Annotated in this window: 20 protein-coding genes; 9 read left to right on the top strand and 11 right to left on the bottom strand. The window is 45.9% G+C overall.

Translation table 11 applies throughout. The features are described 5' to 3' along the window. Positions 1-253: 253 nt before the first annotated feature. Both JFC06_RS10995 and JFC06_RS10990 read right to left on the bottom strand, forming a co-directional pair. Positions 254-868 carry a fasciclin domain-containing protein gene (locus JFC06_RS10995; protein ID WP_198335080.1) on the bottom strand — a complete coding sequence of 205 codons (615 nt, stop codon included), beginning with the start codon at positions 866-868 and terminating at the stop codon, positions 254-256. A 422-nt stretch (positions 869-1,290) separates the two neighbouring features. Then, entirely contained in the window at positions 1,291-1,845 is a 555-nt protein-coding gene (locus JFC06_RS10990) for a fasciclin domain-containing protein (protein WP_198335079.1), read from the bottom strand. A gap of 670 nt (positions 1,846-2,515) precedes the next feature. Between JFC06_RS10990 and metH the strand changes: the two genes are divergently transcribed. Further along, positions 2,516-6,214, top strand: a complete 3,699-nt coding sequence (metH, locus tag JFC06_RS10985) for a methionine synthase (RefSeq protein ID WP_406947922.1) — start codon at positions 2,516-2,518, stop codon at positions 6,212-6,214. Positions 6,215-6,351: 137 nt separating this feature from the next. Here the strand turns inward: metH and JFC06_RS10980 are convergent, their stop codons facing one another. The 8 genes from JFC06_RS10980 to JFC06_RS10950 all read right to left on the bottom strand — a co-directional run bounded on the left by JFC06_RS10980 (position 6,352) and on the right by JFC06_RS10950 (position 12,110). Next, positions 6,352-6,852 carry a hypothetical protein gene (locus JFC06_RS10980; protein WP_198335077.1) on the bottom strand — a complete coding sequence of 167 codons (501 nt, stop codon included), beginning with the start codon at positions 6,850-6,852 and terminating at the stop codon, positions 6,352-6,354. Positions 6,853-6,878: 26 nt separating this feature from the next. Then, on the bottom strand, positions 6,879-7,025 hold the full coding sequence (locus JFC06_RS10975; RefSeq protein WP_198335076.1) for a DUF2256 domain-containing protein: 147 nt from the start codon (positions 7,023-7,025) through the stop codon (positions 6,879-6,881). A gap of 147 nt (positions 7,026-7,172) precedes the next feature. Beyond that, the gene (locus JFC06_RS10970) at positions 7,173-7,334 is read right to left on the bottom strand and encodes a DUF2256 domain-containing protein (protein WP_193005733.1); all 162 of its coding nucleotides are present in this window, start codon (positions 7,332-7,334) and stop codon (positions 7,173-7,175) included. Positions 7,335-7,389: 55 nt separating this feature from the next. After that, positions 7,390-8,394 (bottom strand): PD40 domain-containing protein, encoded by a 1,005-nt coding sequence (locus JFC06_RS10965; protein ID WP_198335075.1) that lies wholly within the window; start codon positions 8,392-8,394, stop codon positions 7,390-7,392. Between the two features lie 194 nt (positions 8,395-8,588). Beyond that, positions 8,589-9,077 (bottom strand): META domain-containing protein, encoded by a 489-nt coding sequence (locus JFC06_RS10960; protein ID WP_198335074.1) that lies wholly within the window; start codon positions 9,075-9,077, stop codon positions 8,589-8,591. 415 nt (positions 9,078-9,492) lie between these two features. Continuing rightward, positions 9,493-9,624: a hypothetical protein gene (locus JFC06_RS12360; protein WP_265088187.1), complete on the bottom strand. Its 132-nt coding sequence runs from the start codon at positions 9,622-9,624 to the stop codon at positions 9,493-9,495. Positions 9,625-9,797: 173 nt separating this feature from the next. Then, complete coding sequence (locus tag JFC06_RS10955; protein WP_198335073.1) at positions 9,798-10,901, bottom strand: lipase secretion chaperone; 1,104 nt, start codon at positions 10,899-10,901, stop codon at positions 9,798-9,800. A 120-nt stretch (positions 10,902-11,021) separates the two neighbouring features. Further along, positions 11,022-12,110, bottom strand: coding sequence for a lipase family alpha/beta hydrolase (locus tag JFC06_RS10950; protein ID WP_198335072.1), 1,089 nt, complete (start codon positions 12,108-12,110; stop codon positions 11,022-11,024). A gap of 328 nt (positions 12,111-12,438) precedes the next feature. Between JFC06_RS10950 and map the strand changes: the two genes are divergently transcribed. Together map and glnD are read left to right on the top strand one after the other, a co-directional pair. After that, positions 12,439-13,230, top strand: a complete 792-nt coding sequence (gene map / locus JFC06_RS10945; protein ID WP_406947923.1) for a type I methionyl aminopeptidase — start codon at positions 12,439-12,441, stop codon at positions 13,228-13,230. 248 nt (positions 13,231-13,478) lie between these two features. Further along, positions 13,479-16,226 carry a [protein-PII] uridylyltransferase gene (gene glnD, locus JFC06_RS10940; RefSeq protein ID WP_193005739.1) on the top strand — a complete coding sequence of 916 codons (2,748 nt, stop codon included), beginning with the start codon at positions 13,479-13,481 and terminating at the stop codon, positions 16,224-16,226. A gap of 257 nt (positions 16,227-16,483) precedes the next feature. On the opposite strand, the gene JFC06_RS10935 is transcribed toward glnD, so the two are convergent. After that, positions 16,484-17,185, bottom strand: a complete 702-nt coding sequence (locus tag JFC06_RS10935; RefSeq protein WP_198335070.1) for a hypothetical protein — start codon at positions 17,183-17,185, stop codon at positions 16,484-16,486. A gap of 266 nt (positions 17,186-17,451) precedes the next feature. Between JFC06_RS10935 and dapC the strand changes: the two genes are divergently transcribed. The 6 genes from dapC (at position 17,452) to JFC06_RS10905 (ending at position 24,869) form a co-directional block, all read left to right on the top strand. Next, positions 17,452-18,684, top strand: a complete 1,233-nt coding sequence (dapC, locus tag JFC06_RS10930) for a succinyldiaminopimelate transaminase (RefSeq protein WP_198335069.1) — start codon at positions 17,452-17,454, stop codon at positions 18,682-18,684. A gap of 141 nt (positions 18,685-18,825) precedes the next feature. Further along, positions 18,826-20,787 carry a DUF294 nucleotidyltransferase-like domain-containing protein gene (locus tag JFC06_RS10925; RefSeq protein WP_198335068.1) on the top strand — a complete coding sequence of 654 codons (1,962 nt, stop codon included), beginning with the start codon at positions 18,826-18,828 and terminating at the stop codon, positions 20,785-20,787. A gap of 34 nt (positions 20,788-20,821) precedes the next feature. After that, complete coding sequence (locus JFC06_RS10920; protein ID WP_198335067.1) at positions 20,822-21,436, top strand: 3'-5' exonuclease; 615 nt, start codon at positions 20,822-20,824, stop codon at positions 21,434-21,436. A 98-nt stretch (positions 21,437-21,534) separates the two neighbouring features. Then, positions 21,535-23,604 (top strand): D-alanyl-D-alanine carboxypeptidase/D-alanyl-D-alanine-endopeptidase, encoded by a 2,070-nt coding sequence (locus tag JFC06_RS10915; protein WP_227670132.1) that lies wholly within the window; start codon positions 21,535-21,537, stop codon positions 23,602-23,604. Positions 23,605-23,669: 65 nt separating this feature from the next. Then, positions 23,670-24,185 (top strand): ABZJ_00895 family protein, encoded by a 516-nt coding sequence (locus JFC06_RS10910; RefSeq protein ID WP_198335065.1) that lies wholly within the window; start codon positions 23,670-23,672, stop codon positions 24,183-24,185. A 135-nt stretch (positions 24,186-24,320) separates the two neighbouring features. Further along, positions 24,321-24,869: a DUF421 domain-containing protein gene (locus JFC06_RS10905; RefSeq protein ID WP_198335064.1), complete on the top strand. Its 549-nt coding sequence runs from the start codon at positions 24,321-24,323 to the stop codon at positions 24,867-24,869. The last annotated feature ends 131 nt before the right edge of the window (positions 24,870-25,000 follow it).

Raw genomic sequence — 25,000 nt, 5'->3', positions numbered from 1 at the left:
TCTCGGGCTTTTTTCATTTTGAACGTTGAATGCGTAAAGCCAAAGCATGAAAAAGTGAAATGTGGCGTTAAATCGGCAGTCTCTCATTGATACCTCCTCACTAGGTATGGCTGCCCATGCTAAGCGCGCTTCTAATGTCTCTGCGGCTCCATTCCTGAGAGGCCTATGGACAATAATCAAGCACAAAAAAGCCCAGCTCATCGCTAGGCTCTTTAGGTAACATCTGCAAATTATAGCAATCGTTTACACAGGCTTATTTTGGTAATAGTACGGTATCGATTACATGGACCACACCATTGGTTGCCATCATGTCTGTGCCAACGATATTGGCCGTATTGCCACTCGCATCAGTGATCACATTATCTTCACTAATCATGAAGGCTTGGCCATTTGCCGTTTCGATATCAGTGCCATAAGGGATATCAGACGCTGTCACGACCATAGGAACGACGTGATAAGGCAGGACGCTTTTTAGCGTCGCTTCATCAGCCAATAGCTCTTCTTTGGTCATGTCCAGTTTGGTTAATAAAGCAGCAAACGCCTCATCAGTAGGGGCAAATACCGTGTATTTGTCATCAGCCATCAGCATTGTATCTAGTCCAGCGGCTTGTAGTGCAGCCGTAAGAATGGTTAGATCTTCATTGCTCGCTGCCATCTCGCCAATGGTTTGCGTCCCGACTACGTCAGTTTCAGCCATTGGCTCAGCTTCCACCATTGGTTCAGCCTCAACCACTGGATCTACTACCACCACTTCTTCAGTAGTGACTTCAGGCTCCACAGGATCTGCGACAGTTTCAGTGTCATTACAGGCCGCCAACGACATGGCAGCAGTAACAACGGCGATAGATAGTACGTTCTTCTTTAACATGAGTATTTCCTTATAAATGAATGATTAGACTATTGATTGAACAAATAATTTTGCTAAATAAATAGTGTCTCTTAATGAATGTATGTATGTAACCAATGAATATAACAGTAAATATTTTATTAATGGCAAGCATGGCAGGTTAGCCAGTGCCAACTACCTCAAACCTGTTATACCAATCACTATGAGTGTAACTTATTACTTTTAGATTGATGCTTACTTAGGTAGTATCACTGTATTAATCACGTGTACCACTAGAGAGTGGGCATCGAAAACAATACCGCCTGAACAATGACCACTGTCTGACCCTTAGGTTAAAAAAGACGATAGCCAGTACTTAGACCAGCTTCGTCGTGTCATATTCGTTGTATAAAGTAATCAGGGGCTCGTTTCCTACTCCCAACAACCAAAGTTTTTACTTACCCTTATTTCGGTAGTAATACTCTGTCAATGACGTGTACCACACCGTTATTAGCCGCGATGTCGGTTTTTATGATGTTCGTCGTACGACCGTTTTCATCCATCAAGTTGCCTTGGCTGGTCACCATTAATGTGTCGTTGCTCAGAGTCATGACGTTGCCTGGCTTCACGTCTTTGGCATACATCGCCATATCACCGTTGATCACGTGGTAACCTAAGATTTTGGTTAGCAATGGCTTATTGGCAAACAGCTGCGCTTTCGTCATCCCTGTTTCTTGCAGAGCTTGCACAAAGGCGGCGTTGGTTGGGGCAAATATGGTGTAATTGGCATTTGGATTGGCAAGCGCACCCGTTAGACCAGCTGCTTGTATCGCTTCTACGAGCAATGAGAAATCAGCGTTACTTTGGGCAACTTGTACCACGTTCATTTTTGCCATCGATTGACTGTGCATAGGCGCTTTCATATGTGCGGTCTCATGAGGCATCATATTATTACAAGCGCTTAGACCTGCGATTGAAACCGCTAATGTACCGATGGTAGCAATTTTACTAATTTTCATAACATTGTCCTTAATGATTAATTATTTTTTGACTACGATCTTACTGACTTACAGATCAAATTGGTTTTCTAAAGTCCCTACTTGCTTGGCTGTTATTGATTTATACTGAAAAATAGCGAATAGCAATCATTAACATTTACTAGTAAGTATTACTTATAAAAAACCAACTCTTCTGAAATTAAATTAACATATAAAGCCGTTTTATCAATTCCTCTTTCCGCTATTTTTTGTAGTATCGGTGTAAACCTTGTCTGACTTTTACGAATGCCCGTTGGCTTTCATTTATAAAAGCAAAGCTTTCTGTAATCTTTTAGCGAAATGATATTCATTTGTGCCAAACCATTTTATGCCATAGACTTTGATGCCATGCCCGTTCGTCATTAAACTGACATCAGGTTTATCAAATTCCCAAAGAGGAATAAGGACTATCCGGCGTACTATATGATTTTCATGCTAAAATAATCTGGATTTGCCGACGCCTTTTATAAAATTTTGCACCCTATTTGTTATTCCCTCCTTTTATAATATTGACGATATAAGCAGCACTCCTATGACTCAAACAACGACTTCACAGACTTCCTCTCAAACTGATACCACTCCTAGCTCATCACACTCTACTGACGGCTTTGTGCTAACGCCGCCTGCTGTATTTCCTTATAAAGAAAAACAACTGACGGCACGTGCCCGCATCACTGAGCAGATGACCTCAAGAATTTTGATGTTAGATGGCGCGATGGGTACCCAGATTCAAACTTACAAGTTGGAAGAAGCGGATTATCGTGGTGAGCGTTTTGCAGATATCAGTCAAGACGTCAGGGGCAATAACGATCTGCTGGTACTCTCGCAGCCGCACATGATTAAAGAGATTCATCACGATCATCTGGCGGCTGGGGCAGATATCATTGAGACCAACAGCTTTAACGGTACGCGCCTATCGATGGCCGACTACGATATGGAATATCTGGTGCCCGAGCTGAATAAGACGGCGGCCAACATTGCACGTGCGGCGGCGGATGCGTTTACCGCCAAAACGCCTGATAAGCCGCGCTTTGTGGCTGGTGTCGTGGGTCCAACTTCGCGCACGTGTTCGCTGTCGCCTGATGTCAACGATCCTGCTTTTCGTAATATTACCTTTGATGAGCTGGTGCTAAATTACCGTGAAGCGACCTTGGCACTCATAGAAGGCGGCGTGGATATTATCTTGATTGAAACCATCTTTGATACGCTCAATGCCAAGGCGGCGATATTTGCGATCACTGGTGTGTTTGATGATATCGGCTTTGAATTACCAATTATGATCTCAGGGACGATTACCGATGCCTCGGGTCGAACCCTATCAGGTCAAACGGCTGAGGCGTTTTATAACTCTGTCCGCCATGCCAAACCATTATCTGTGGGTTTTAACTGTGCGCTGGGGGCCGATGCGCTGCGTCCACACATTCAGACGCTGTCAAACATCGCGGACACTTTTGTCTCTGCGCATCCAAATGCCGGTCTGCCCAATGAGTTTGGGGAGTACGATGAGACTGCTGAGGAAACGGCTGCCCTACTCGAAGGTTTTGCCAAGGCTGGTATCTTAAATATCGTCGGCGGCTGCTGTGGTACGACGCCTGAGCACATTCGCCAGATTGCCAACATGGTGGCGAACTATCCGCCTCGCGTCATTCCTGAGATACCGCCTGCCTGCCGTCTATCAGGACTTGAACCTTTTACCATCACGCCTGAGAGTTTGTTTGTCAACGTGGGTGAGCGTACCAACGTCACTGGGTCAAAGAAGTTCTTGCGTTTGATTAAAACCGAAGCCTATCTTGAGGCGCTCGATGTCGCTCGTGATCAGGTCGAGGGCGGCGCGCAAATCGTCGATATCAACATGGATGAGGGCATGCTTGATTCTAAGCAAGCGATGATCCATTTTGTTAATCTGGTCTCAGGTGAGCCTGACATCAGCCGTGTCCCCTTGATGATTGACTCATCTAAATGGGACATCATTGAAGAAGGCCTCAAACGCACACAAGGCAAATCTGTCGTCAACTCCATCTCCTTAAAAGAAGGCCATGCTGAGTTCGTCGAACGCGCTAAGTTATGTATGCGTTATGGCGCGGCTGTGATTGTCATGGCCTTTGATGAAGATGGTCAAGCCGATACCTACGAGCGTAAAATTCAGATTTGTCAGCGCAGCTATGATGTGTTGGTCAATGAAGTGGGGTTTCCTAGCGAGGACATTATCTTTGATCCCAATATTTTTGCGGTCGCAACGGGTATCACCGAGCACAACAACTATGGCGCTGACTTTATCAATGCCACGCGCTGGATCACTGAAAACCTACCGAACGCTATGGTGTCGGGCGGTGTGTCTAACGTCTCATTTAGTTTCCGTGGTAACCCTATCCGTGAAGCGATCAACTCTGTGTTCCTATACCATGCGATCAAAAACGGTCTGACCATGGGTATCGTTAATCCCGCCATGCTTGAAGTGTACGATGACATTCCTGTCGAGGCGCGTGAGGCCATCGAAGATGTGATGCTGAACCGCAATCAAGGTGACACGGGGCAAGATGCGACTGAGCGTCTCATGACTGTCGCGGAAAATTATCAAGATGGTGGTAAGAAAAAAGACAGCACCGTTGATATGAGCTGGCGTGAAGGGACGGTAGAAGAGCGTATTGCTCATGCGCTAGTAAAAGGCATCACCACCTTTATCGAAGCCGATACCAAAGAAGCGTGGGAGAAATATCCCAAACCGCTAGAGGTCATCGAAGGACCACTCATGGACGGTATGAATATCGTCGGTGATCTCTTTGGCGCGGGTAAAATGTTTTTGCCGCAAGTGGTAAAATCGGCGCGCGTCATGAAGCAATCGGTCGCTTGGCTCAACCCGTACATTGAAGCCGAAAAGGTCGAGGGTGAAGTCAAAGGTAAAGTCCTGATGGCAACGGTCAAAGGTGACGTGCATGATATCGGCAAAAACATCGTCGGCGTGGTACTGGGCTGTAATGGTTACGATATCCTTGATCTGGGCGTGATGGTGCCTTGTGAAAAAATTCTCGATACCGCCATCAAAGAAAAAGTCGATATCATCGGTCTATCAGGCTTGATTACCCCAAGTCTTGATGAGATGGTCTACGTCGCCAAACAAATGCAAGAGCGCGGCATGACCTTACCGCTAATGATTGGCGGTGCCACCACCTCAAAAGCCCATACCGCTGTCAAAGTCGAGCCACAATACCAAAACGATGGTGTGATCTATGTCTCAGACGCCTCGCGCTCAGTCGGCGTGGTGACCAAACTGCTATCAAAAGAGCACCGTCAAGCGCTTATCGATGAGACACGCGAAGAGTATGTCAAAGTACGTGAGCGTCTGGCCAAGCGTCAACCGAAAGCGGCCAAGTTGACCTATGCTGAGTCGGTTAAGATTGGCTTTCAGTATGATTGGGAAAACTATGTACCGCCTGTCCCAAATACCCTCGGACAAGTGATATTTGACGACTATCCCATCACCAACCTCCTCCCTTATATTGACTGGACACCATTCTTTATCTCTTGGGGCCTGACGGGTAAATACCCAAAGATCTTGCAAGATGACGTGGTGGGCGAAGCGGCACGCGATCTGTTTGCCAATGCAGAAGACATGCTACAAAAAATGATCGATGAAAAGTTAATCGTGGCCAAAGGCGTGTTTAAACTCATGCCCGCCCGTCGTACTGGTGCAGACACCGTCACGGTCTATGACAATGATGCTGCGTTTGATGGGGGCAAGGGTGGCAACCCAACCCATCAGTTTGAGCACTTACGCCAGCAAAGCGACAAATCTAGCGGCAAGCCGAACTTGAGCTTGGCGGACTTTATCTCGCCTTCGGATGCCTATAATGATTACTTGGGCGGCTTTACCGTCTCCATCGTCGGCACAGAAGCATTGGCAGAAAAGTATAAAGCGGCGGGTGATGATTATAATGCCATCATGGTACAAGCCTTGTCTGATCGATTGGCAGAAGCCTTTGCTGAGCACTTGCACGAGCTGATTCGAAAAGACTATTGGGGCTATCAGCCGACTGAGTCACTCACCAATGATGAGATGATTAAAGAAAAATACGTCGGTATCCGTCCAGCGCCCGGCTATCCTGCCTGTCCTGAACACACGGAAAAAGGCAAATTGTTTGACTGGCTGGGTACAGTCGATGCCATCGGTACAACCTTGACCGAAAGCTATGCGATGTGGCCTGCGTCGTCGGTCAGCGGCTTCTATTACTCACACCCTGACAGTGAATATTTCAACGTCGGTAAAATCAGTCGTGACCAGTTAGAGAGCTATGCGGAGCGTAAAGGCTGGGATATGAAAACTGCTGAGAAGTGGTTGAATCCGAATTTGTAGAGGTGTGAAAATCAGTTAACGCTTAACCATTTTGTGACTATCTTTTGGCTTACTCATTTACGATGAGTAAGCCATTTTTTATAGAGTCATAGCCAGATTTTCACTTCAATCCTGTCACTGTCTTGCCTAGTGCGACCTTAGCTTTTTGGAATGAACAAGACGTTATATAAAGCTTCAATGCTATCGTAACGATCAAATTTTCCTTTATTAATAGTTCGGATATTAGGCCTTTCAGCTTTTATGCCATCCGCATTGGCTTTGGTATGTTTTGCAACTTTAGCATTCTCTAGTCCAGTTAATGGCTTGCCAGCCTCAGCACCAAAAAAATAAAACGAGCATAACTCTAAAGTATCTTCATCAAATACTATCCAAACAATACATCCTGAAGGTTTATTGGCTAAACGCACATTAACTTTTTGACTTGACGCTTTAGCACCTAATTTTGACGTTTTGAGTTGAATATGACGAATAATATTATTGTCTTCAAGGACAACATCACAACCTGCGTTATCAACTTCAGGTTTCATAACCTCCAACTGACAATCACCTTTTAACCACGATAATTTTAGTATTTCACCAATAAATAAGTGCTCAATAAGCTTTTCTCGGAAGCTTGATTGTTCATAATGCTTACTCATAATTTACCTTACTATCTTGAATTAACTTAATCAGCTTTATCCTTCCCACGCCGACACTTCTCCGAACAATAAATCACCTGCTCCCAGTCTTTTTCCCACTTCTTACGCCACGTAAACGGACGCTGGCAGACGGGACAGGTTTTTTGCGGTAAGTTGACTTTCTTATGTGCCATAACTGCCCTACCTTATCTATTCGACTGATGAATTATTCATACCATTCACAAAAATTAGAGTAGCAAGGAAAAAGAGTGCAAGTACTACGCGTTGTAGGCTAAGCGATTTTGACACAGCTAATCGTATTTTTGTTGTTTGGTATCATCTTACTTCTGATGCTCGACGCCCTCATACTTTTTAATCCGTCGGCACTGATCTGAGCAGTAGACCATGTTGTCCCAGTTTTTATCGAGCTTCTTGCTCCAGCTAAACTCGCGCTCGCAGACCGGACATTCTTTTTTGCGGACGTTCTTCTTTTTGTGCGCCATTCCTTATTACCCTTAGATTGATTAGATTGGTGACTAAATTTTTAAAACTGTCATGTTAACGGCTCCACGCTGGTGAGCGTACTACCCCGCCATCTTTACGATTGATGGTATAGCTTGCGTTGCCAGACAGTGAATGGATAATCAAACTACCACCGCTTTGACCGCCTACTTGCCCGTCTAAATTCGAATGACGCGTTGGATAGACTGCATACTGTCCAGAGGGTGATAACCGTGCTGGTTCATCCAGTCCTGTCTCTGCCAGATTATTCACTTGTCCCGTGGCGAGCGTCATGACCGCTGCCTTGCGACCATTGAGGTACGCCAGACGCTGACCATCTAGACTCAACTGGGGACTGGCCGCGTAGCCACCTGTCGACACCGGTACGGCATTGGTAGTGGCAAAGCTATAACGGTAGATACGAGGACGCCCAGCGCGGACTTTATCACTGGTATAGACAAAGCTCTTGCCGTCGGCTGCATAGCTGGGCTGCACTTCTGTGCTGGGTAAGGTGGTCAGCTGGCGGGTTTCGCCATCACTCAAACGCATCTCATAGATATCGGCGTTGCCACCAACGGTGGAGCTGTAGAGTAATTTTTGTCCATCAGGGGAGAAGGATGCTGACAGATTGCTACCGTCAGCATTGACCACCAGATTGCGCGTGCGATTGCTCCGATCATAAATATAAATGTTGGGGTGCTCACGCGGGGCCTGTTTGCTATAGGCGAGCAATCGCCCGTCAGCTGACCACGCTGGCGCATAGATATAGCCATTTAACTGGTCGATCAGTTGGCGATCGCTACCATTAGGACGAATGCGATAAAGTGTCGATATTTTAGCGCTGCCCACTCCTTGCTCCTCCACATAGGCAATGTAGCCTTGACGGTCTATTGCGGGCATACGTGCTGTCAGTGGATTGGTCGCGACTGTATTGGTAGGCGTTTTGGCAGGCGGGCTGGATAGCGTCTGACACCCCGTTAACACGCTGAGAGTGCCAATGACGATAGTGTGGTTTATTAGGCGCACGTTTATGGCCACTTTTAGCGCAGAGGTTTTTAACATAAGATAAAGTCCAATATAGCCTTCGAAGATGCGTTATGCGTCTTTTGCTAAAGGCGTGTATTGCTTCTAGTGTAGCGTACATTGCGCTTTGATTTTAGATAAAAAAATGCCCCACTTAATAGTGAGGCATGATTAAAACTAAATATTAGGTTAAAAAAACAGTGGGCTTAAATCCCTTATTTGTGATGATTGAATTATTTAGCGACGCCTTTGAAGTAAGCCACTTGACTGTCATTTTTGATGGTCAATATAGGCGTTTTATTCGCATTTTTATCTAGGCTATATTTACCTTGTACAGTCGCTAATGTCGCTGTATCAAAGCTCGCTTGCGGCTCAGGACAAGCCATCAAAGTACTGATGCCGTTTTTAATCTGTACATTGCCATTGACCACACTGTATTCTGCACCCATATTGTTACACGTATTGATAAAGGTCACACGGTCACTACCGTTAGAGGTAAAGAAATTTAGCGTTAACGGCTTGGCTGGATCAAAAAACAACTGGCTGACTTTGTCGCCATTGGTACGCTTGGCATCGACAAGTTGCCAATTATACGCTTGCAGTGCCTCTGCAGTGATGGGCTGGGTGACAGGGGCCGTGATATTAGGGGTGGTTTGGCAACCGGCCGCAAGTGTCCCTACCGCAAGGGTTGCAGCCATCATTATTTTAGTCATATTTTTCATATCATCTCCGCAGTGGTTTGATTTAGAATGAACAACCAAGATATTTTTCACTCTAAATGTTCGTTTTTATTATGATTCATTTATTGTTTTATTCATGCACCTAAACAATGTCGCTATTATGCACATCTGATACTTACCTGTCTTGATAGGTTAGGTGTAAGATTCCCACCTATTTGTTCCACTCTATGGTTGTTTTGCTAACACGTCTTGCTAGGCGACGCATTAGCTGCTAACCCTTTTCTAGTTTTTCTCCTAACATCTCTAAAACAAGCGTTACTGCGCAAAACACCCCGCTCAATAGCGAGGTGTTTTTGTATAGTGTTGCTTCAATAAAGTCGTATGCGTTATTGCTGATTGTACTTATCGCTTCTTTAGACAAAGCGTTTCGCTATCAATAAACGTGTCAGCGACAACCTTAGATAACGTCAGTACCCGTAATTTCTGGCTCGTTAGTGGCGGGTGCCGTCATGCTTGATAAAGATTGGCAACCGACCAATACCGTTACCATGACAATACCTGTCATCAATGCTTTGGTTATATTTTTCATCTTAGCTCCTAGAATGTTTTTAATAGTTCTTTGGTTCAATGGAAGTATGCATGTCATTGTAATAAAGCTACAGATATTGGATCGTACTTCTACCAGTAACCATAACTTATTCACATTTTTAGCTTACCTGTCTCTTACATCACTGTAAATTATTTAATGTTACTCAAATGTTCTTATTGCGTCTTTGTTTCTTGCAGAGCGGTATACCCTGCCAAACGTTGGCGCTCAGTCTCATCAAACAATTGCTGCTCAAGCTGATTTATCTGAACTTGTGCTTGAGCTTGGTCCGGATTTTGGCTTAATAAGCGTTGTTTTTGTGTTTCATACTGAGTGAAGCGCTGGTCAAAATTGGCGTTTTCTTGGTCTACTTGCGCAAGCCTTTGAGCGGCAGGCGCTCCTACCAGCTCACGGCGCATATTGTACAGCTCCTCAGCTGTGGCACCTTCTGCTTTCATTTGTGCGGTACGACTCATTAGCTCATTCAGATTAGTTTGCTGCTCAATATGGGCTTTGGTGGCATTATCTGGCATACGGCTAATATAATCCTGCTTTGCCGCTTCTTTTTGGGCAGCAGACAGCTGTTTGTTTTGGTTAATGCCAATCATCTCGATACTATAATCATCATAGGCATCATCAGCGCCAAAGAACGCTTTGATGGTGTCCTTGGCAAAATACTGCTGGCGTTGCTTGGTCACATCTTGCTTTTGCTGTGCCACGACATTCAGATCCAGCTCGCCGCTTTTCGTGGCTTGCAATTGCAAATTGCCGTAACGGTTTTCTATTTCAGGAATGGCCTTAAGATAAGCAACGTAGCGATCAAATATAGCGATTGCTTGACTGGCCGCAGGTTCAGGCGTGTGATTGCGAATATAATGCTCCACACGGGCATAGATAACAGCGTCATCCTCCTCACCCAGCGCTGACAAAAAATAATCAAACAAACGCCGTAAGCCTTCAGTGACGATCAGTTGCTTGTTTTCATTAATAATGATTTCGCCATCCACCTCCGTACCTTGTAAAGAGCGCGGTAAATTTTCTAGCCCTGTGGTAAACGAGGTATTATTTTGAGTGGCTGCGCTGCGCACTTTATTACTAAACATGGTCATATCTATCGAGCTGCTTAGGTCATTCTCACCGATCGTTGTGAAAGGCAGGTGAGGAAACATCGTGCTTTTTTTATTATTAGGCTTAAACCACAGAATAATCGCCACTGTTATCGCGAGTATGACAGTGATAATAAACACAGATAAAAAAGGTCGGCGGCGATTGCGTCTCATAGTAAAACACCTTTTTAATAAATCAGTTTTATGACCAAGCTTATGTATCAACTGGTTATACATAAGCTTGGTAATCTCAAGCTCACCGATGGTTACTCATACCAGCTTTATCAATGAGCTTTATAAATTGGCCCTTTTCAAACGGTTAACATGACCACGATATAAGGTTTTTGGGTCTGGCTGCCCCCAGGCAGTCAAGCCCAATACTTGATTGGCTGAATCCAAATGATTCATACGATAGTCATCACGAATGACATACCCAAGTCGACTCGAGCAGGCAGATACCAAGCCATCGTTTGGATCGTTATCAAAGGTGGTGCCTGTTAAGGCCAGCATATAGTCACTAGGGTCAAGGCCATTGGTGAGCTGACCAATCCCACTGAATGAGTAGTACTTTATGCCGTTAACTTCCGTGTTAGCAGGCTGACCACAATAGGTGGTTGGCATCGCCGCTGGAAACTTGGCGTTAAACTGAGTGGCATAGTCAGTCGATAAGGCAAGAACCGCGTTCCAGCCGTCTTGCTCTTGTATCTCTTTAAAACCAATACCCGCGCTGACGTCCATAAAGCCACCCACAAACTTAAAAAACCCAATGGCTATCTGTGAGCCAACATTAAACTCGCCTTCATCATAGCCATCCTTTGCACTCCCTTCGACGACTTGTTTGATTACCCAGTCGCCCATCTTTGAGCCTTGCTCTGGGCTTGCGATAGCCGTTACTGACGCCACGTATTTCGGTTCTACAGCAGCGACATAACGAATATCAATACCGCCTTGACTATGCCCGAGTAAATTGACTTTTGGGCTGCCTGAGATGGCACTGATGGTTTTAACTTGTTGCAGCAGCTGCTCACCGCGAAACTCACTGTTGTGAACCGATGAGGTTTTGGTCGTATATACCTGACTTCCTCCACTCATTAAGGTCTCAGGGATACCATGAAAATAATCCACCAACCCAAATGCCTTAGTAAAACCACCAAGACCATGAGCCATGACAATGGGGTACTGGGTGGCTGTATAAGTTGACGTCCAATACTGGTTACTGACCAGCTTGCACCCCGTAGGGTTGGCACAATTGTAGTACTGTCCAGCGGCTTGGGCAGAGGTGGTTTGCACTGCCATCATGACCACACCAACACCAATGGCACCAAGGGAAGGTAAAAACAGAGCAGGCGTAAACGCCGTCGAAAGGTAAGCTTTGAGCCTCATAATAACGTCCTTGTTATCGTTAGTGTTTTGTCGTTCTCATGCATGAGCGTTTGTACTACCGGCAATACAAACACTCTCAAAACAATGGCTAATCCTTTTAGCAACTAAATTTACAATACGTCTATATTTTGCAACATTCAATTATTTTATTAACGATAGGCAATTTATTTATGACCATATAGTCATTTCTTTGAATGTATAAACTTATAACCTCTTAGGTTAGCGGTTAGCTAAACTGACGCTCTATATGCCAGTCTCACAAAACAGCCGCAGCTGCATTTATGCTATAATGCAAGACATTAATTCCATAACTATAAGTAAGATCATGATGACTAAAAAATCTCTTATCCAGTCCGCCGACGCCATAGAAAAAATGCGTGTGGCCGGTAAACTTGCCAGCGATGTCCTTGTCATGCTCAATGAGCACGTCCGAGTCGGTATCAGTACCGAGGCGTTGAACCAAATCGCTCACGACTATATCGTTAATGTGCAACAGGCGATTCCTGCGCCGCTCAACTACAATGGCTTTCCAAAGTCTATTTGTACCTCGGTAAACCATGTCGTCTGTCACGGCATCCCAACCGAAAACAAACTGCTAAAAGATGGTGATATCATCAACATTGATGTCACGGTGATTAAAGACGGCTATTACGGCGATACCTCAAAAATGTGGATCGTGGGTAACGGCTCAATTATGGCGCAGCGTATCTGCAAAGTGGCACAAGACGCGCTATATGCAGGTATGAGTGTCGTCAAAAATGGCGCTCGCTTAGGCGATATCGGTGCTGCTATTCAAGAAGTGGTGGAACCTGAGCGTTTTAGTATCGTGCGCGAGTTCTGTGGTCATGGTATTAGTAATGAGTTTCACCATGAGCCGCAAGTCATGCACTATGGCAAAAAAGGCACCGGCTTTGAGCTAAAAACAGGCATGACCTTTACCATCGAGCCGATGATTAACCAAGGCACGTGGCAGACTAAGATTTTGCCTGATGAATGGACAGCAATTACCAAAGACCGTAAGCTATCTGCCCAGTGGGAGCACACGATGGTCGTGACCGATAATGGCTGTGAAGTGTTTACCACTCGCCCTGAAGAAGATTTAAGCTTTTTGACCCAGTAGTACTACAAAAGATCGCCTAGGCGGTCTTTTTTTTGGACTAAAATTCAGGCATATTGCGTACTATGCGTGGTGATTGTCTAGTGACTGTTTAGCAATGATGTCCCTTTATACTGCTCATTAAATACAGTTACATTCTAATGACCATATAGCAGTACCTTCACGTAGCGATATCTTAATTGTTACGCCTTTTTTTTAGTCCACTGTTAGCTCTAACGATTGATTTTTAAATTCTTAATTGGATAACACTCATGTTTAATTGCGATGTCGCGACTCTTGATCTCACGCCTCTGCCTTTACTATCAAGTGATATAGCGACAAATGCCTCACTGCTGCCAGACACCGCTGCAACAGAAAAATCGTTGCTTGGCATTCCTGATTGGTTGGCTCAAATCAATGAGGATATTAGCCGCTCTTTAGAACGCGGCGTCAATATTCGTCAATTAGTGGCAGCGCGGGCCTGTGCGATTGACAGCCTACTGATAGCGTTGTTCAAGTGGTTTGAATTGGATCAGACCGATTTGGCATTGTTTGCAACTGGTGGGTATGGTCGCGGTGAGCTGTCGCTTTATTCAGATGTCGATATTTTACTGCTCTCCCCTGAAGAAGTTGACACAAATACGAGTGGAAAAATTGACCGCTTGGTCGCGCTACTCTGGGACATAGGCCTAGAGCCTGCCCTTTCTGTGCGTAGCGTTAGTGACGCTCTAGAAGCGGCGCTTGATCATACCATTGCTAGTGCACAGCTCGAAGCTCGGCTGCTGATTGGTAATGAGGCTCTGCAAGATGTGCCTATTCAGATTGTCAATAAGCAGTGGACGCCCCGTGCCTTTTTTGACGCAAAAATTGCAGAAGCCAAAGCGCGCTATCTACAGCACAACGCCACAGAGTACAATCTTGAGCCAAATATCAAAACGGCCCCTGGAGGCTTACGCGATATTCACATCATCGGCTGGGTGACCAAACGTTATTTTCGAGTCGGCAAGCTGTATGACTTAGTCCAGCAAAACTTTTTGACCGAAAAGGAATTTGATGAGCTCAGCTTTGCAGAAGGCTACTTATGGCAAATACGTCATTATTTGCATGTGCTGACTGGCCGTAATGAAAACAAGCTACTGTTTGACTATCAGCGTGAGATTGCCCAGCTTATGGGCTATGAGACGCAGCCGGACGATCAGCCTAATGCGGCGGTGGAACGCTTTATGCGGGATTACTATCGCTGTGCTATGCAGATATCGACGCTGTCTGAGATGTTGACCAATCATTACTACGAGACGATCATAGAGCCGCAGCTGCCAGATGATGAGCGCCCGAAAAAGCAGCCAATCAACGCACACTTTAATCAAGTGGGTGAACAAATCGCCATGGCGCATCATCGAGTATTTGCCCAGCATCCTGACGCCATTTTAGAGATGTTTTTATTGATGGGTCAATACGGTATCAAAAACGTCCGTACACATACCCTGCGGGCATTAAAAATCGCAGCACGCGGTATCGATCAGGTTTATCGCGACAACCCCACTCACCAAGCGCTTTTTTTAGCCAACTTAAAAGAACAAAACTATCTCTTTCATCGCCTCCGCACCATGAATCGCTGTGGCGTTTTGGGCAGCTATATTCCCGCTTTTGCGCAAGTCACTGGTCTGATGCAGTATGATTTGTTTCATCGTTACACGGTGGATGCCCATACGTTGTTTTTGATTCGGATTTTGCACCGTTTCACTGATCCACGTTTTTATGAAGACTTCCCATTGGTCAGCTCTATTTTTCAACGTATCGAGCGCAAAGAGATCTTAGTGCTCGCAGCCATGTTTCATGATATTGCTAAAGGTCGCGGCGGCAATCATAGTGAGCTTGGGCAAACAGAATCAATTGATTTTTGCTTGGCTCATGGCATGAGTTTAGCGGATGCAAACCTAGTCGGCTGGCTGACCCGCTATCACTTATTGATGTCGATGACCGCTCAGAAAAAAGACATCTCAGACCCAGAAGTCGTCACCGTTTTTGCCAACCTAGTGGGTAATGTGACCCACCTCAATCATCTCTATGTGCTCACCGTCGCAGACATGAATGCCACTAACCCACAGTTGTGGAATAGTTGGCGAGCCACCTTGATGAAGCAGTTGTACTCGCAAACGCGGCGCATTTTGCGCGCTGACATTGATGCGCCCACCAACCGCCAAGACATGATCAGTGCCACACGTAGGCAAGCCCTCACGATGCTAGACAATGTTAATAATCAGCACATGAATCGCGATGAAGTCTTGCGGCTGTGGGATGATTTGGGTGATGAGTACTTTTTGCGAGAGATTGCTGAAGACATCTTATGGCATACCGAAGCTATCTTGAACCACCCCCCGATTGGTCTTGCCTCCAATGCGGACAGTCCACCATTGATCGTGTTGCGAGAGCATCGTGAGCTGGCTCTTGATGCGGTACAGGTTTTTGTTTATACCCAAGATCAGACAAATCTTTTTGCGGTTACCATGGCGGTGTTTGATCAGATGAATCTAGACGTTTTAGACGCCCGCATCATTACTGCCACCCGCGATTTTGCGTTGGATTCTTATGTGCTGCTCGATCCTAGTGGGACGCTACTGGTCGATGAAGACAGCCAACAAGAGCTTAAGCAGCGGTTGATCAATGCCTTTAAAGACCCAACCGTGCTAAAGCTGACGAATAAACGCATCCCGCGTCAACTTAGGCATTTTGAAGTGACGACGGTTATTAACTTTGAATTTAATGAAGCGTCAGATCAACATATCATGAGCTTAGAGACACTTGATCAGCCGGGGCTATTGGCACGAGTGGGACAAGTCTTTTTGCAAGAGAGAATTGAGGTACATGCTGCTCGTATTACCACGTTAGGTGAGCGTGCAGAGGATATGTTTTATATCAGTGATCAAAATGATGAGCCATTGTCAGCTGATCGATTAGAGGCCTTAAAATCAGCACTAATCCTGAGTCTGAGCGTCCAAAAAGACACCCAAGTGATTTAAGTATGGCAATTTGCTCTCTGCTAATCATTTCGTTGATTAGCAGAGAGCGCACTGAATAAAAATGTCATTAAACATCGTACTGTTGATACAGCGTAAAGAAGCTATTTATTACTGGTGGCATGTGGGGCTGGGAGGCTGAGAAACATGTTCAAGCACTGTAAAGGTGTGACCGCTAGCGAGAAAATGGTTACCCTTAGTACTTGGTTATTTAGTACGTGGTCATAGGCATCCTTCTAGCATTTAGCGTCGGTCAGTGCTTATAACGTGCTTTTATACACCATCTCGCTGGCATGCTCATCAAGCTCATCATCGGCAAGATCTGGCGGTAAAATTTTTGCATCCATCTGCTGTTGGCCTAATATTAGGCGTCCAGCGTCGACTTCTTTTTGTAGTAAACCATGTAAGGTTGCCAGATGAAAACTCCCATCAAAGCACTCATACAACTGTCTCAAAGAGATGGGCGATTTGGCGTGTACGTCTGGATACAGACTGTCCTCTGCCAAAATAATCATCTCATTAAACGCCTCTTCGCGTACTATCTCATCTTTATCAATTTTGCGTTGCAGGGTTTTTGCTGTACGCCCTTTGGCTGCCAGCATAGCGATAAAAACCACGGTTTGTAAGATAAATAAGGCAACGTACTGCCATAAAGTTAGCATTATGTTCAACAAGCTGCTGAGGAACATCAGCACCATCGCCACGACCACATAACTGACCAGCTGCCACAGCAACCACATCATTAAGCTGTTTTCGCCGTACCAAACCACTTTTCGTTCTTTACGATTAATCAGTTGCTGACGCGCTTGCCACCAGCACTGTTCCCGCTGTTTTAATAGCTCATACAGTTTAGTGCGTTGTTGGCTACTCTCATCGTTTTTATTACTGATATCTTGGGCAATACTCTCTTCAGCACTGCTCTCTTTAGTATTGATATCTTCAATATTCGAAGCACTAGGCATATCAAACTATCCTCACAATAGTCTATCGTTAGGTCTGATAGCGGTTTTTTTCATTGTTATAAGTTATCAGCTGATAAGCTTTACTTAACGCTATTTAGCCTCTTTAAACCCTGCCTTCTCAATTTATTACAGTTATTGGCCTTTTACAAGACACATAGTATTAATATAAGAAGCCAAGGAAAAAAAACAAAAGAAATGCTACACTGCTTAAATGTAACTTTTCTTTATAACTTTATTATTAATTGTCCATTATAGTTACCCTACTTATGAATCACAACTTGACCCACCTACACCCTTACCCCTTTGCCAAGATGGCAACCTTGCTTGCCGATAGCACGCCAGCCCATAGCTACAGTGAAATCAAGCTGGGTATTGGCGAACCAAAACATGAGCCGCCCGCATTTGTTCTGGACGTCCTACACGAAAATTTGGACAAAATAAGCCATTATCCCACCACCAACGGCTTATTTGAGCTGCGGCAAACCATCGCGCACTGGCTAGAGAAGCGGTTTTTTTTGCATCATGTCGATGCCAATACGCAGGTATTGCCGGTCATGGGGACGCGCGAAGCCATTTTTAGCGTGGTACAAGCGGTCATTGATCATAAAGCAACCGATACAGAGAGCAGTTCGCTGTCTGGGTCTGATCAACCGCCGACGGTTGTCATGCCCAATCCGTTTTATCAAATATACGAGGGCGCGGCACTACTCGCCCAAGCCGCACCCTACTTTGTGCCTTGTACACCCGATGATGACTTTAAAGGTAACTATCGCGCGGTGCCAAAGGACGTTTGGATGCGCACGCAGCTGTTATTTGTTTGTAGCCCAAATAATCCAACAGGCTCGGTCATGACGATGGATGACTGGGAGCACCTCATTCGTCTGTCAGATCAATACGGTTTTATCATCGCAAGCGACGAGTGTTATAGCGAGCTGTATTTTGATAAAGCGCCAATCGGTCTATTACAAGCCTGCGCTGCTCTGGGTCGGAATGATTTTCACAACTGCCTGGTCTTTCACTCGTTGTCCAAGCGCTCAAACTTACCCGGTTTACGCTCAGGGTTTGTGGCGGGAGATGCCAAGATTTTGCAGGCTTACCTGCAGTATCGCACCTATCAAGGCTGTGCGATGCCGATACCGCATCAGCTTGCTTCTATTGCAGCTTGGCAAGATGAAAAGCACGTGGCACACAATCGTCAGCTTTATCAAGAAAAATTTGCACTCTGGATGTCTGAGCTTGGCGAGTTACTAGAATTACGTATGCCTGACGCTGGTTTTTACTTTTGGATAAAGGTCCCTGAGCAATTCAATGGTGATGACGAGGTATTTGTCAAAGCACTCTATGAGCAGGCCAACATTCACGCGCTAGCAGGGCGCTATTTGTCCCGTGAGGTCAATGGTCACAATCCTGGGCAAGGTTATGTGCGTATTGCTCTTGTCGCTAGTGTCGAGGAAAGCCGTGAAGCGATCAGTCGCATTCGTCAACTGCTGGGCGCATAAACGGTAGCTGCCTAAAGATTGAGCGGTCAGAAAGACCCCAGCCTTTAATAGCCACAATATAACTGTGGTTATTAAAGGTTTTTTGCCTTAATAGTGCTATAGTAAAGTGTCTTTTTTAAATGTGCCATCAAGGATGATGCCATGCCCCATCTTGATTTTACCCAGCCCCCCTTTGATGTATTAAGCTTGGCTGAGCGTCAAAGTATCAGAAAAAACACCCAAATCCGCTTCCTTGCCAAAGATGAAAGCCTACCTGTGGCAGAGTTACAGTACCTTTATGTGGTCATCAAAGGACAGATTGAACAGTCACTCGATGGTGACTTTGTCGCGTCTTACTTGGGTAGCAACCACTCTGACGATCTCAATAACAACGACTGGTTCGATAGTCGACGCCTGCCTGAAGCATCACCCAAAAACAGCTTACAACAAGGGGATGAAAACAGCACCAACCCTAAAGCTGTACAGACCTATCAGTTTCGAGCGACTGAAGATACCTTGCTGCTGCAAGTAGCGGGCAGTACAGTCGATAAAATCAGCGCTCAGAATCATCTGGTACGCCAGCTGTTATCAGACAAGCTGCCGGAACGCTTAAAAGCCTTACGACAACGGCGCAGTGGCAAAGTCATCGATCCCTCTCATTATAATAACCAACAAGAAGTACAGCAAATCATGCTGCAGCCCGTGATTGAGGTTAAGTTATTGCCAGTACATATTGTCGATGCCAACGCTAGCCTCTATGAAGCCGCTGGTATCATGACAAAGGCCGGACTAAAACACGTACTGATACAGCCCCATTCTGTAGAAAATGATGTCGCGTTGCCGCAGCGTACTGGCCATCTATTAGGCATACTCACCGACACGGACATTTGCCGCGCTGTGAGTGACCAGAAAGACCCCGCCACGACACCTTGTCAGCGTTACGCCAACTTTAATTTACGGACGATCAGAGCGAATGATGAGATTGGTGATGCCCTACTGACCATGACCCGCTATCGCATCCATCGACTGCCAGTCATTGACCACGACGGTAACGTGGCAGGCGTGCTGGGACAAAGCGACCTGCTCGCTCACATTAGTCACCATTCACAGCTTATTAGTATGCAAATCGAACAAGCAAAAGACTTAACGAGCCTAGATACCGCGGTCGAGCTTATCGGTCGCTATATTCGTGCTCAGCATCAAAACGGCGTAAAAATCGGCAACGTTAGCCGCATGGTACAGACACTAAACGCACAGGTATTTACCAAGCTTTGGCAGCTGATCGTGCCTGAGGCCGTCATGAAAAATACCTGCCTCATCGTGATGGGCTCTGAAGGTCGCGGTGAGCAAATCATGCGTACTGACCAAGATAATGCGCTCATCATACGCGATGGCTACACGCATCCTGATTTGGCCCAGTTTGCTGACACTTTTAATCACCATTTAGCAGACCTAGGCTACCCCCTGTGTGACGGCAATATCATGATGACCAACCCCATGTGGCGGCAGCCGCTAAAACAGTTTAACGCCCAGATTGGCGTATGGTTTAAAAACACCGATCCGATGCATGGTATTTATTTGTCCGCCATACTCGATGGTGAATACGTCTGCGGTGATGAGTCGCTCCTGACCCAAGTACGTCAACACCTCAAGGTCGCCCATCGGCAATCAGATCCAATGTTCGTTCGTCAATTCGCCCGCGCAGCACTACAGTTTGGTGATGTCAATCAGTGGTGGCAAAAGTTCATGCCCTTACTCGGTGGCAAGTCCAGCTCACAAGACATTGACCTAAAAAAAGCCGGTATCTTCCCTCTGGTACACGGAATTCGCACCTTGGCATTAGAATATGACATCTTAGCCGTGCCGAGCACAAAAGACCGTCTTAAGGCGTTGGTGCAAGCTCATGTCATCAACCAAGAGCGCGCCGACACCTTATTGGAAGCGTTGGAATTTTTTATGGCGCAGCGTTTATCAGTGGCACTCTCGACCGATGACAAACACGCACGACAAGTCGACCCCATGACCTTAACTGCGCTTGAGCGTGACTTGTTAAAAGAGTGCTTGGCAGTGGTCAAAAGCTTTAAGACACAGCTCCGTCAGCACTATCAATTAGAAATATCATAAGGCTAACACTAACGTAAATGGATGGGTAACGAATATGAGTTGGCTAAAGCAGTTGTCTTACGCTTGGCAAAAGACGCAACTACAGCGCCCAGAGCTGGCGGCCATGTTTAGCAAACCCTTAGCCAAGCAGTGGGTGGCGATTGATTGTGAAATGACGGGACTGAACCCAAGAAAACACCATTTGTTATCTATCGCAGCGATTCATATCAATGACAATACGATCGATACAGGCAACGGGATGCATCTGGTATGCAAACCACCTGTGATGCCAGATCGCGATACCATTGTTATTCATGGTTTGCGTACCGCTGATGTGGAGCATGGCATGAGCTATGAGGAGATGCTGGCGTACTTGCTGCCATTTATAGGCAATCGACCGATCGTCGGCTTCTGTACGCAGCTAGACACTGGGTTTTTAAACCCATTGGTCAAACGTTACATGGGCACGGCCCTACCAAATAAGATCATTGATGTCCGTCAGTTGTACAGTCAGCGTATGGGTGATCGTACTCAAGGTATTCCCAATCAATCGCAGCATTTGAGCAACATTTTAGCGCATTACGACATTCCTGAGCTGGGTGCTCATGATGCTTATAATGACGCGATTATGACCGCAATGGCGTTTTTGCATCTACGCGCGCGCTCATGATAAGCGGTACAGACGACTATCAAACAACGCCTAGCATCTACGCGAAAACAGCAACTCATGTTACCATAGGCTGTTTTTTTAGCTGATGATAGATGCTTATGCAACCAACCTCTAAACGCTGCCACACCCTCAATGATAACGCTCTTATTGACGCCAAAAATGACGCCAAAGCAAAACCTTCTGTTGGCTATTTTCGTGTGATATCTCAAGCCAGTAAACGCTTATCGTTACTTAGTAGCATACTCACTGCAGTGACAGTCCTCGCAACACCACTCTATGCACAAGCAGCATTGCCAGCGGCCATACAAGCCGCTTTATCACGTGCAGAGTTATCAGCTTCTGATATTAGTATGGTCATCACGCCAGTCGGTGATAAAAACGCCAGCCACCTGCCGTCTCCCATTCAAGTTATCGATAGCAGTGACTCGGCAGAGACTGAGGCAGCTTTTGACTCTAAAAGCCTCAAACAAAACAGTACTCAAAATGCTCAGCACGATGGTAAAAACAATTCGAGTCCGCAGGTTGCCCTAACCACTATCGAGAAGCGGACGATTAAAAAACACGAGCAAAAAATACACGCTTATACTGACGACCCTTATACCTATCAAAGCTTGGAGAGTATTCCGGCGCTGATCCCCGATAGTCATCATTCCGCTTCTCAGTCAGTTGGCGACCAAGCAGTCCTTGATGATGGCAGCATGGGCGCAGCAGACAGTAATACTCATACAGCGGCATCTGCTATCAAAATCTCGTTTTCTCCATTACTGAGTCATCAGCCTGATACCCCGCGTACCCCCGCCAGCACCATGAAACTGGTGCCGAGTTTTATCGCTTTAGACACCCTAGGTGCCGACTTTGTCTGGCATACGCGTGTTTATCACACAGGCTTAGTGATAGGAGATCGGCTGTATGGCGACTTGATTATTCAAGGGAGCGGCGATCCAAAAATGACTCATGAGCGTTTAAATCAACTGTTGTATCAAGTACAAACCTCAGGGATTCGCCATATCAATGGGGATATGATTGTCGATAGTTCTATTTTTCACAACGTTACTAAAGACCCTGCCGCCTTTGACAATGCGCCCCTACGTCCTTATAACGCCAGTCCTGATGGATTTTTGGTCAATTTTAGCACCGTTGGTATCAAAAGCTATCCGATGGACAACGGTCAAGCTCGCCTCACGTACACGCCGCAATTAGCGAATTATCACATGCCAAGCGTGATAGATGTGCGTTCAGCGGCCTGTGGTCAAGCACGCTATAGTCTCGCCCCAAAGTGGCACGCCAAACAGTTAGTACTAAATACCGATCTGCCAAACCGCTGCCAAGAGCATGCCTTTTATGTCGCCTACCCTGATGCCAAAGCGTTTGCTGCACGGGCCATCGCCGCTAAGTGGCAAGAGTTGGGCAATACCTTAAGTGGCACCGTCATTACCCAAGAAACCCCGTATGATGCGACAAAAAAGCCAACGCCAGCAAAAGGTCTGGCCGCCCTGCCTATGTCACCACTACCCATTGTCAGCTACCCCTCGCTAAATTTAAGGCAGCAGGTCCATGACATCAATCACTTCTCAAACAATGTCATGGCCGAGCAAGTGGCGCTATCGATAGGCGCTTATCATCACAAAAATTTACCTAATACCGATAAAAGTATGCCCAGTGAAAAGGCTCGTGAGCAAATAATTGGCAAACAAAATAGTCTCCAGAAAACCAGCAGCTTGTATCAGGTTAGCGCGACGGACTATCCGCAGACACTACAGACCATCAATCAGTGGTGGCAGCGCCATTTAGACACACCGCCACCGCATCTGACCAATGGCTCAGGACTGTGCCGCGACTGTACGATCACTGCCGCTAACTTAAGCGAGTTATTAACACACGCTTATAACCGTCCAAGCTTCGATGCCTACGTCAACTCTTTGGGCGTGGCTGGTGTCAGCGGCACTATCACGGCGCATAGTGACCGCTTACCTGAGTCAGCCGCCATTGGCCGCGCGTGGATAAAAACGGGCACCTTAAACAACGTCACTTCGATGGCAGGGTATGTCAAAGGGATATCAGGACAGGACTATGTCGTGGTTGGGCTTATCAATAGTGAGCAGGCGTTAAATACTTATACCGCCAGACCCGTGTTAGATGCCATGCTAGACTGGACAGCGCAGCACTGAGCCCCTTTTATCGCATCATAATGTTAATTTGAACCTTCTGTTTTTACCTTTATAAAGGTCAGCTTATGTCACGTAAGACAACTAAACTCAATAAATCCAACCCACACTTAGGCCATAACAGGGCAGCACAACACCATGAACATGCTCAGCCTAAACTGGCTCAATATGTTGGGTTTTTCGCGATTGGTTATACGCTTGCCAGTGTGATATTCATGATGATCCAAACCCAAATCGCCCTAAACTCCCAGCTCATCACCGTACTCTCTGTCATTGTCGGCGCCTACATCGCGGTACACAAATTTGTCAAACATCAGCAGCGCGCACTAGATAGTGAAGAGATCAATCGTTTGATGTTTGGCGGAGTCGCAGCCATTTGGTTACTCACGGTCGTTTATTTCTTAGGCATATGGTTTTGGTTATTTGATGCAGTAAATCGCGAAGTGTTGTTTGAGATGGCCAAACAACGCCCGTTACCCCTGCTCTCATCGTTGATCATGATACTGGTACTGACCTTAGTCAGCGCTCGAATCAGTATTTGGGCGTTCAATCGCTTGCTTGATCCCAAACGCAAGACGATTTGAGACTAACAAGACATCTAAGGCCTCTACAAGTGACTACAAATTTCTTCCTATAGACGCGCAAAATCCGTTAGGCTAAGTTTAGTAGATACCTTACTAATAAAAAGCAGTTTTACTTTGATAACAGGAGTGATCTTCATGGATATGCTTTTTTTTGACAGTGTAGACAAACTTGGGCGTATTGTGCTGACGGCAACCATGGTGTATGTATTAATCGTGCTAGTCACTAAAGCCTCAGGGAAGCGCTCCACTTCACAGCTCAACAACTTTGATTGGGTTGTCACGGTGATGATTGGCTCCTTGGGTGCCAGTACCATTCTTCTCAAAGAAGTGCCTTTTATCGAAGGAGTGGCTTCTATCTTGGTGCTGTACCTATTGCAGTTCTTGGTCACCAAATACGCCTCTATCTCACCGCAATTTAGCAGTTTTATTTTATCTGAGCCACGTATTGTCTTTTATCAAGGGCAGTTCTTGCCCGACGCGATGCGCGCTGAACGGTTGACTGGGCAAGAGATCGAATGTGCGATGCGTTCTGAAGGGATAAACAACTTCGATGATGTTGAAGCGATTGTTTTTGAATCAGATGCCAAGCTCACCGTTATTCCGAAGCCCACCCCGGCTAATACTAGCGCCAACAGCCAAGAGACAGAAAACACCATCTCACAAAGCATTGCGCCTTTAATGTAGGCTGCAAGTTACGCTAAATAACTACGCAGTATCGATTTGGCTCGATCATATTTGGCCAATAAAAAAGGGTAGCTCATGAACTGACCCCCAAATGTTGGACGGTTTAAGTTTATATCAAGGACTGAGTTCTG

Source organism: Psychrobacter namhaensis, from assembly GCF_016107545.1.
GTDB classification, from domain to species: Bacteria; Pseudomonadota; Gammaproteobacteria; order Pseudomonadales; family Moraxellaceae; genus Psychrobacter; species Psychrobacter namhaensis.
This window is presented reverse-complemented; position numbering and strand designations above follow the sequence as displayed.

Excerpts from the sequence above, each read along its gene's own strand:
- JFC06_RS10995 (WP_198335080.1), bottom strand. The coding sequence starts at position 868 with ATGTTAAAGAAGAACGTACTATCTATCGCCGTTGTTACTGCTGCCATG.
- JFC06_RS10990 (WP_198335079.1), bottom strand. The coding sequence starts at position 1,845 with ATGAAAATTAGTAAAATTGCTACCATCGGTACATTAGCGGTTTCAATC.
- JFC06_RS10980 (WP_198335077.1), bottom strand. The coding sequence starts at position 6,852 with ATGAGTAAGCATTATGAACAATCAAGCTTCCGAGAAAAGCTTATTGAG.
- JFC06_RS10975 (WP_198335076.1), bottom strand. The coding sequence starts at position 7,025 with ATGGCACATAAGAAAGTCAACTTACCGCAAAAAACCTGTCCCGTCTGC.
- JFC06_RS10970 (WP_193005733.1), bottom strand. The coding sequence starts at position 7,334 with ATGGCGCACAAAAAGAAGAACGTCCGCAAAAAAGAATGTCCGGTCTGC.
- JFC06_RS10965 (WP_198335075.1), bottom strand. The coding sequence starts at position 8,394 with ATGTTAAAAACCTCTGCGCTAAAAGTGGCCATAAACGTGCGCCTAATA.
- JFC06_RS10960 (WP_198335074.1), bottom strand. The coding sequence starts at position 9,077 with ATGAAAAATATGACTAAAATAATGATGGCTGCAACCCTTGCGGTAGGG.
- JFC06_RS12360 (WP_265088187.1), bottom strand. The coding sequence starts at position 9,624 with ATGAAAAATATAACCAAAGCATTGATGACAGGTATTGTCATGGTAACG.
- JFC06_RS10955 (WP_198335073.1), bottom strand. The coding sequence starts at position 10,901 with ATGAGACGCAATCGCCGCCGACCTTTTTTATCTGTGTTTATTATCACT.
- JFC06_RS10950 (WP_198335072.1), bottom strand. The coding sequence starts at position 12,110 with ATGAGGCTCAAAGCTTACCTTTCGACGGCGTTTACGCCTGCTCTGTTT.
- map (WP_406947923.1), top strand. The coding sequence starts at position 12,439 with ATGACTAAAAAATCTCTTATCCAGTCCGCCGACGCCATAGAAAAAATG.
- glnD (WP_193005739.1), top strand. The coding sequence starts at position 13,479 with ATGTTTAATTGCGATGTCGCGACTCTTGATCTCACGCCTCTGCCTTTA.
- JFC06_RS10935 (WP_198335070.1), bottom strand. The coding sequence starts at position 17,185 with ATGCCTAGTGCTTCGAATATTGAAGATATCAATACTAAAGAGAGCAGT.
- dapC (WP_198335069.1), top strand. The coding sequence starts at position 17,452 with ATGAATCACAACTTGACCCACCTACACCCTTACCCCTTTGCCAAGATG.
- JFC06_RS10925 (WP_198335068.1), top strand. The coding sequence starts at position 18,826 with ATGCCCCATCTTGATTTTACCCAGCCCCCCTTTGATGTATTAAGCTTG.
- JFC06_RS10920 (WP_198335067.1), top strand. The coding sequence starts at position 20,822 with ATGAGTTGGCTAAAGCAGTTGTCTTACGCTTGGCAAAAGACGCAACTA.
- JFC06_RS10915 (WP_227670132.1), top strand. The coding sequence starts at position 21,535 with ATGCAACCAACCTCTAAACGCTGCCACACCCTCAATGATAACGCTCTT.
- JFC06_RS10910 (WP_198335065.1), top strand. The coding sequence starts at position 23,670 with ATGTCACGTAAGACAACTAAACTCAATAAATCCAACCCACACTTAGGC.
- JFC06_RS10905 (WP_198335064.1), top strand. The coding sequence starts at position 24,321 with ATGGATATGCTTTTTTTTGACAGTGTAGACAAACTTGGGCGTATTGTG.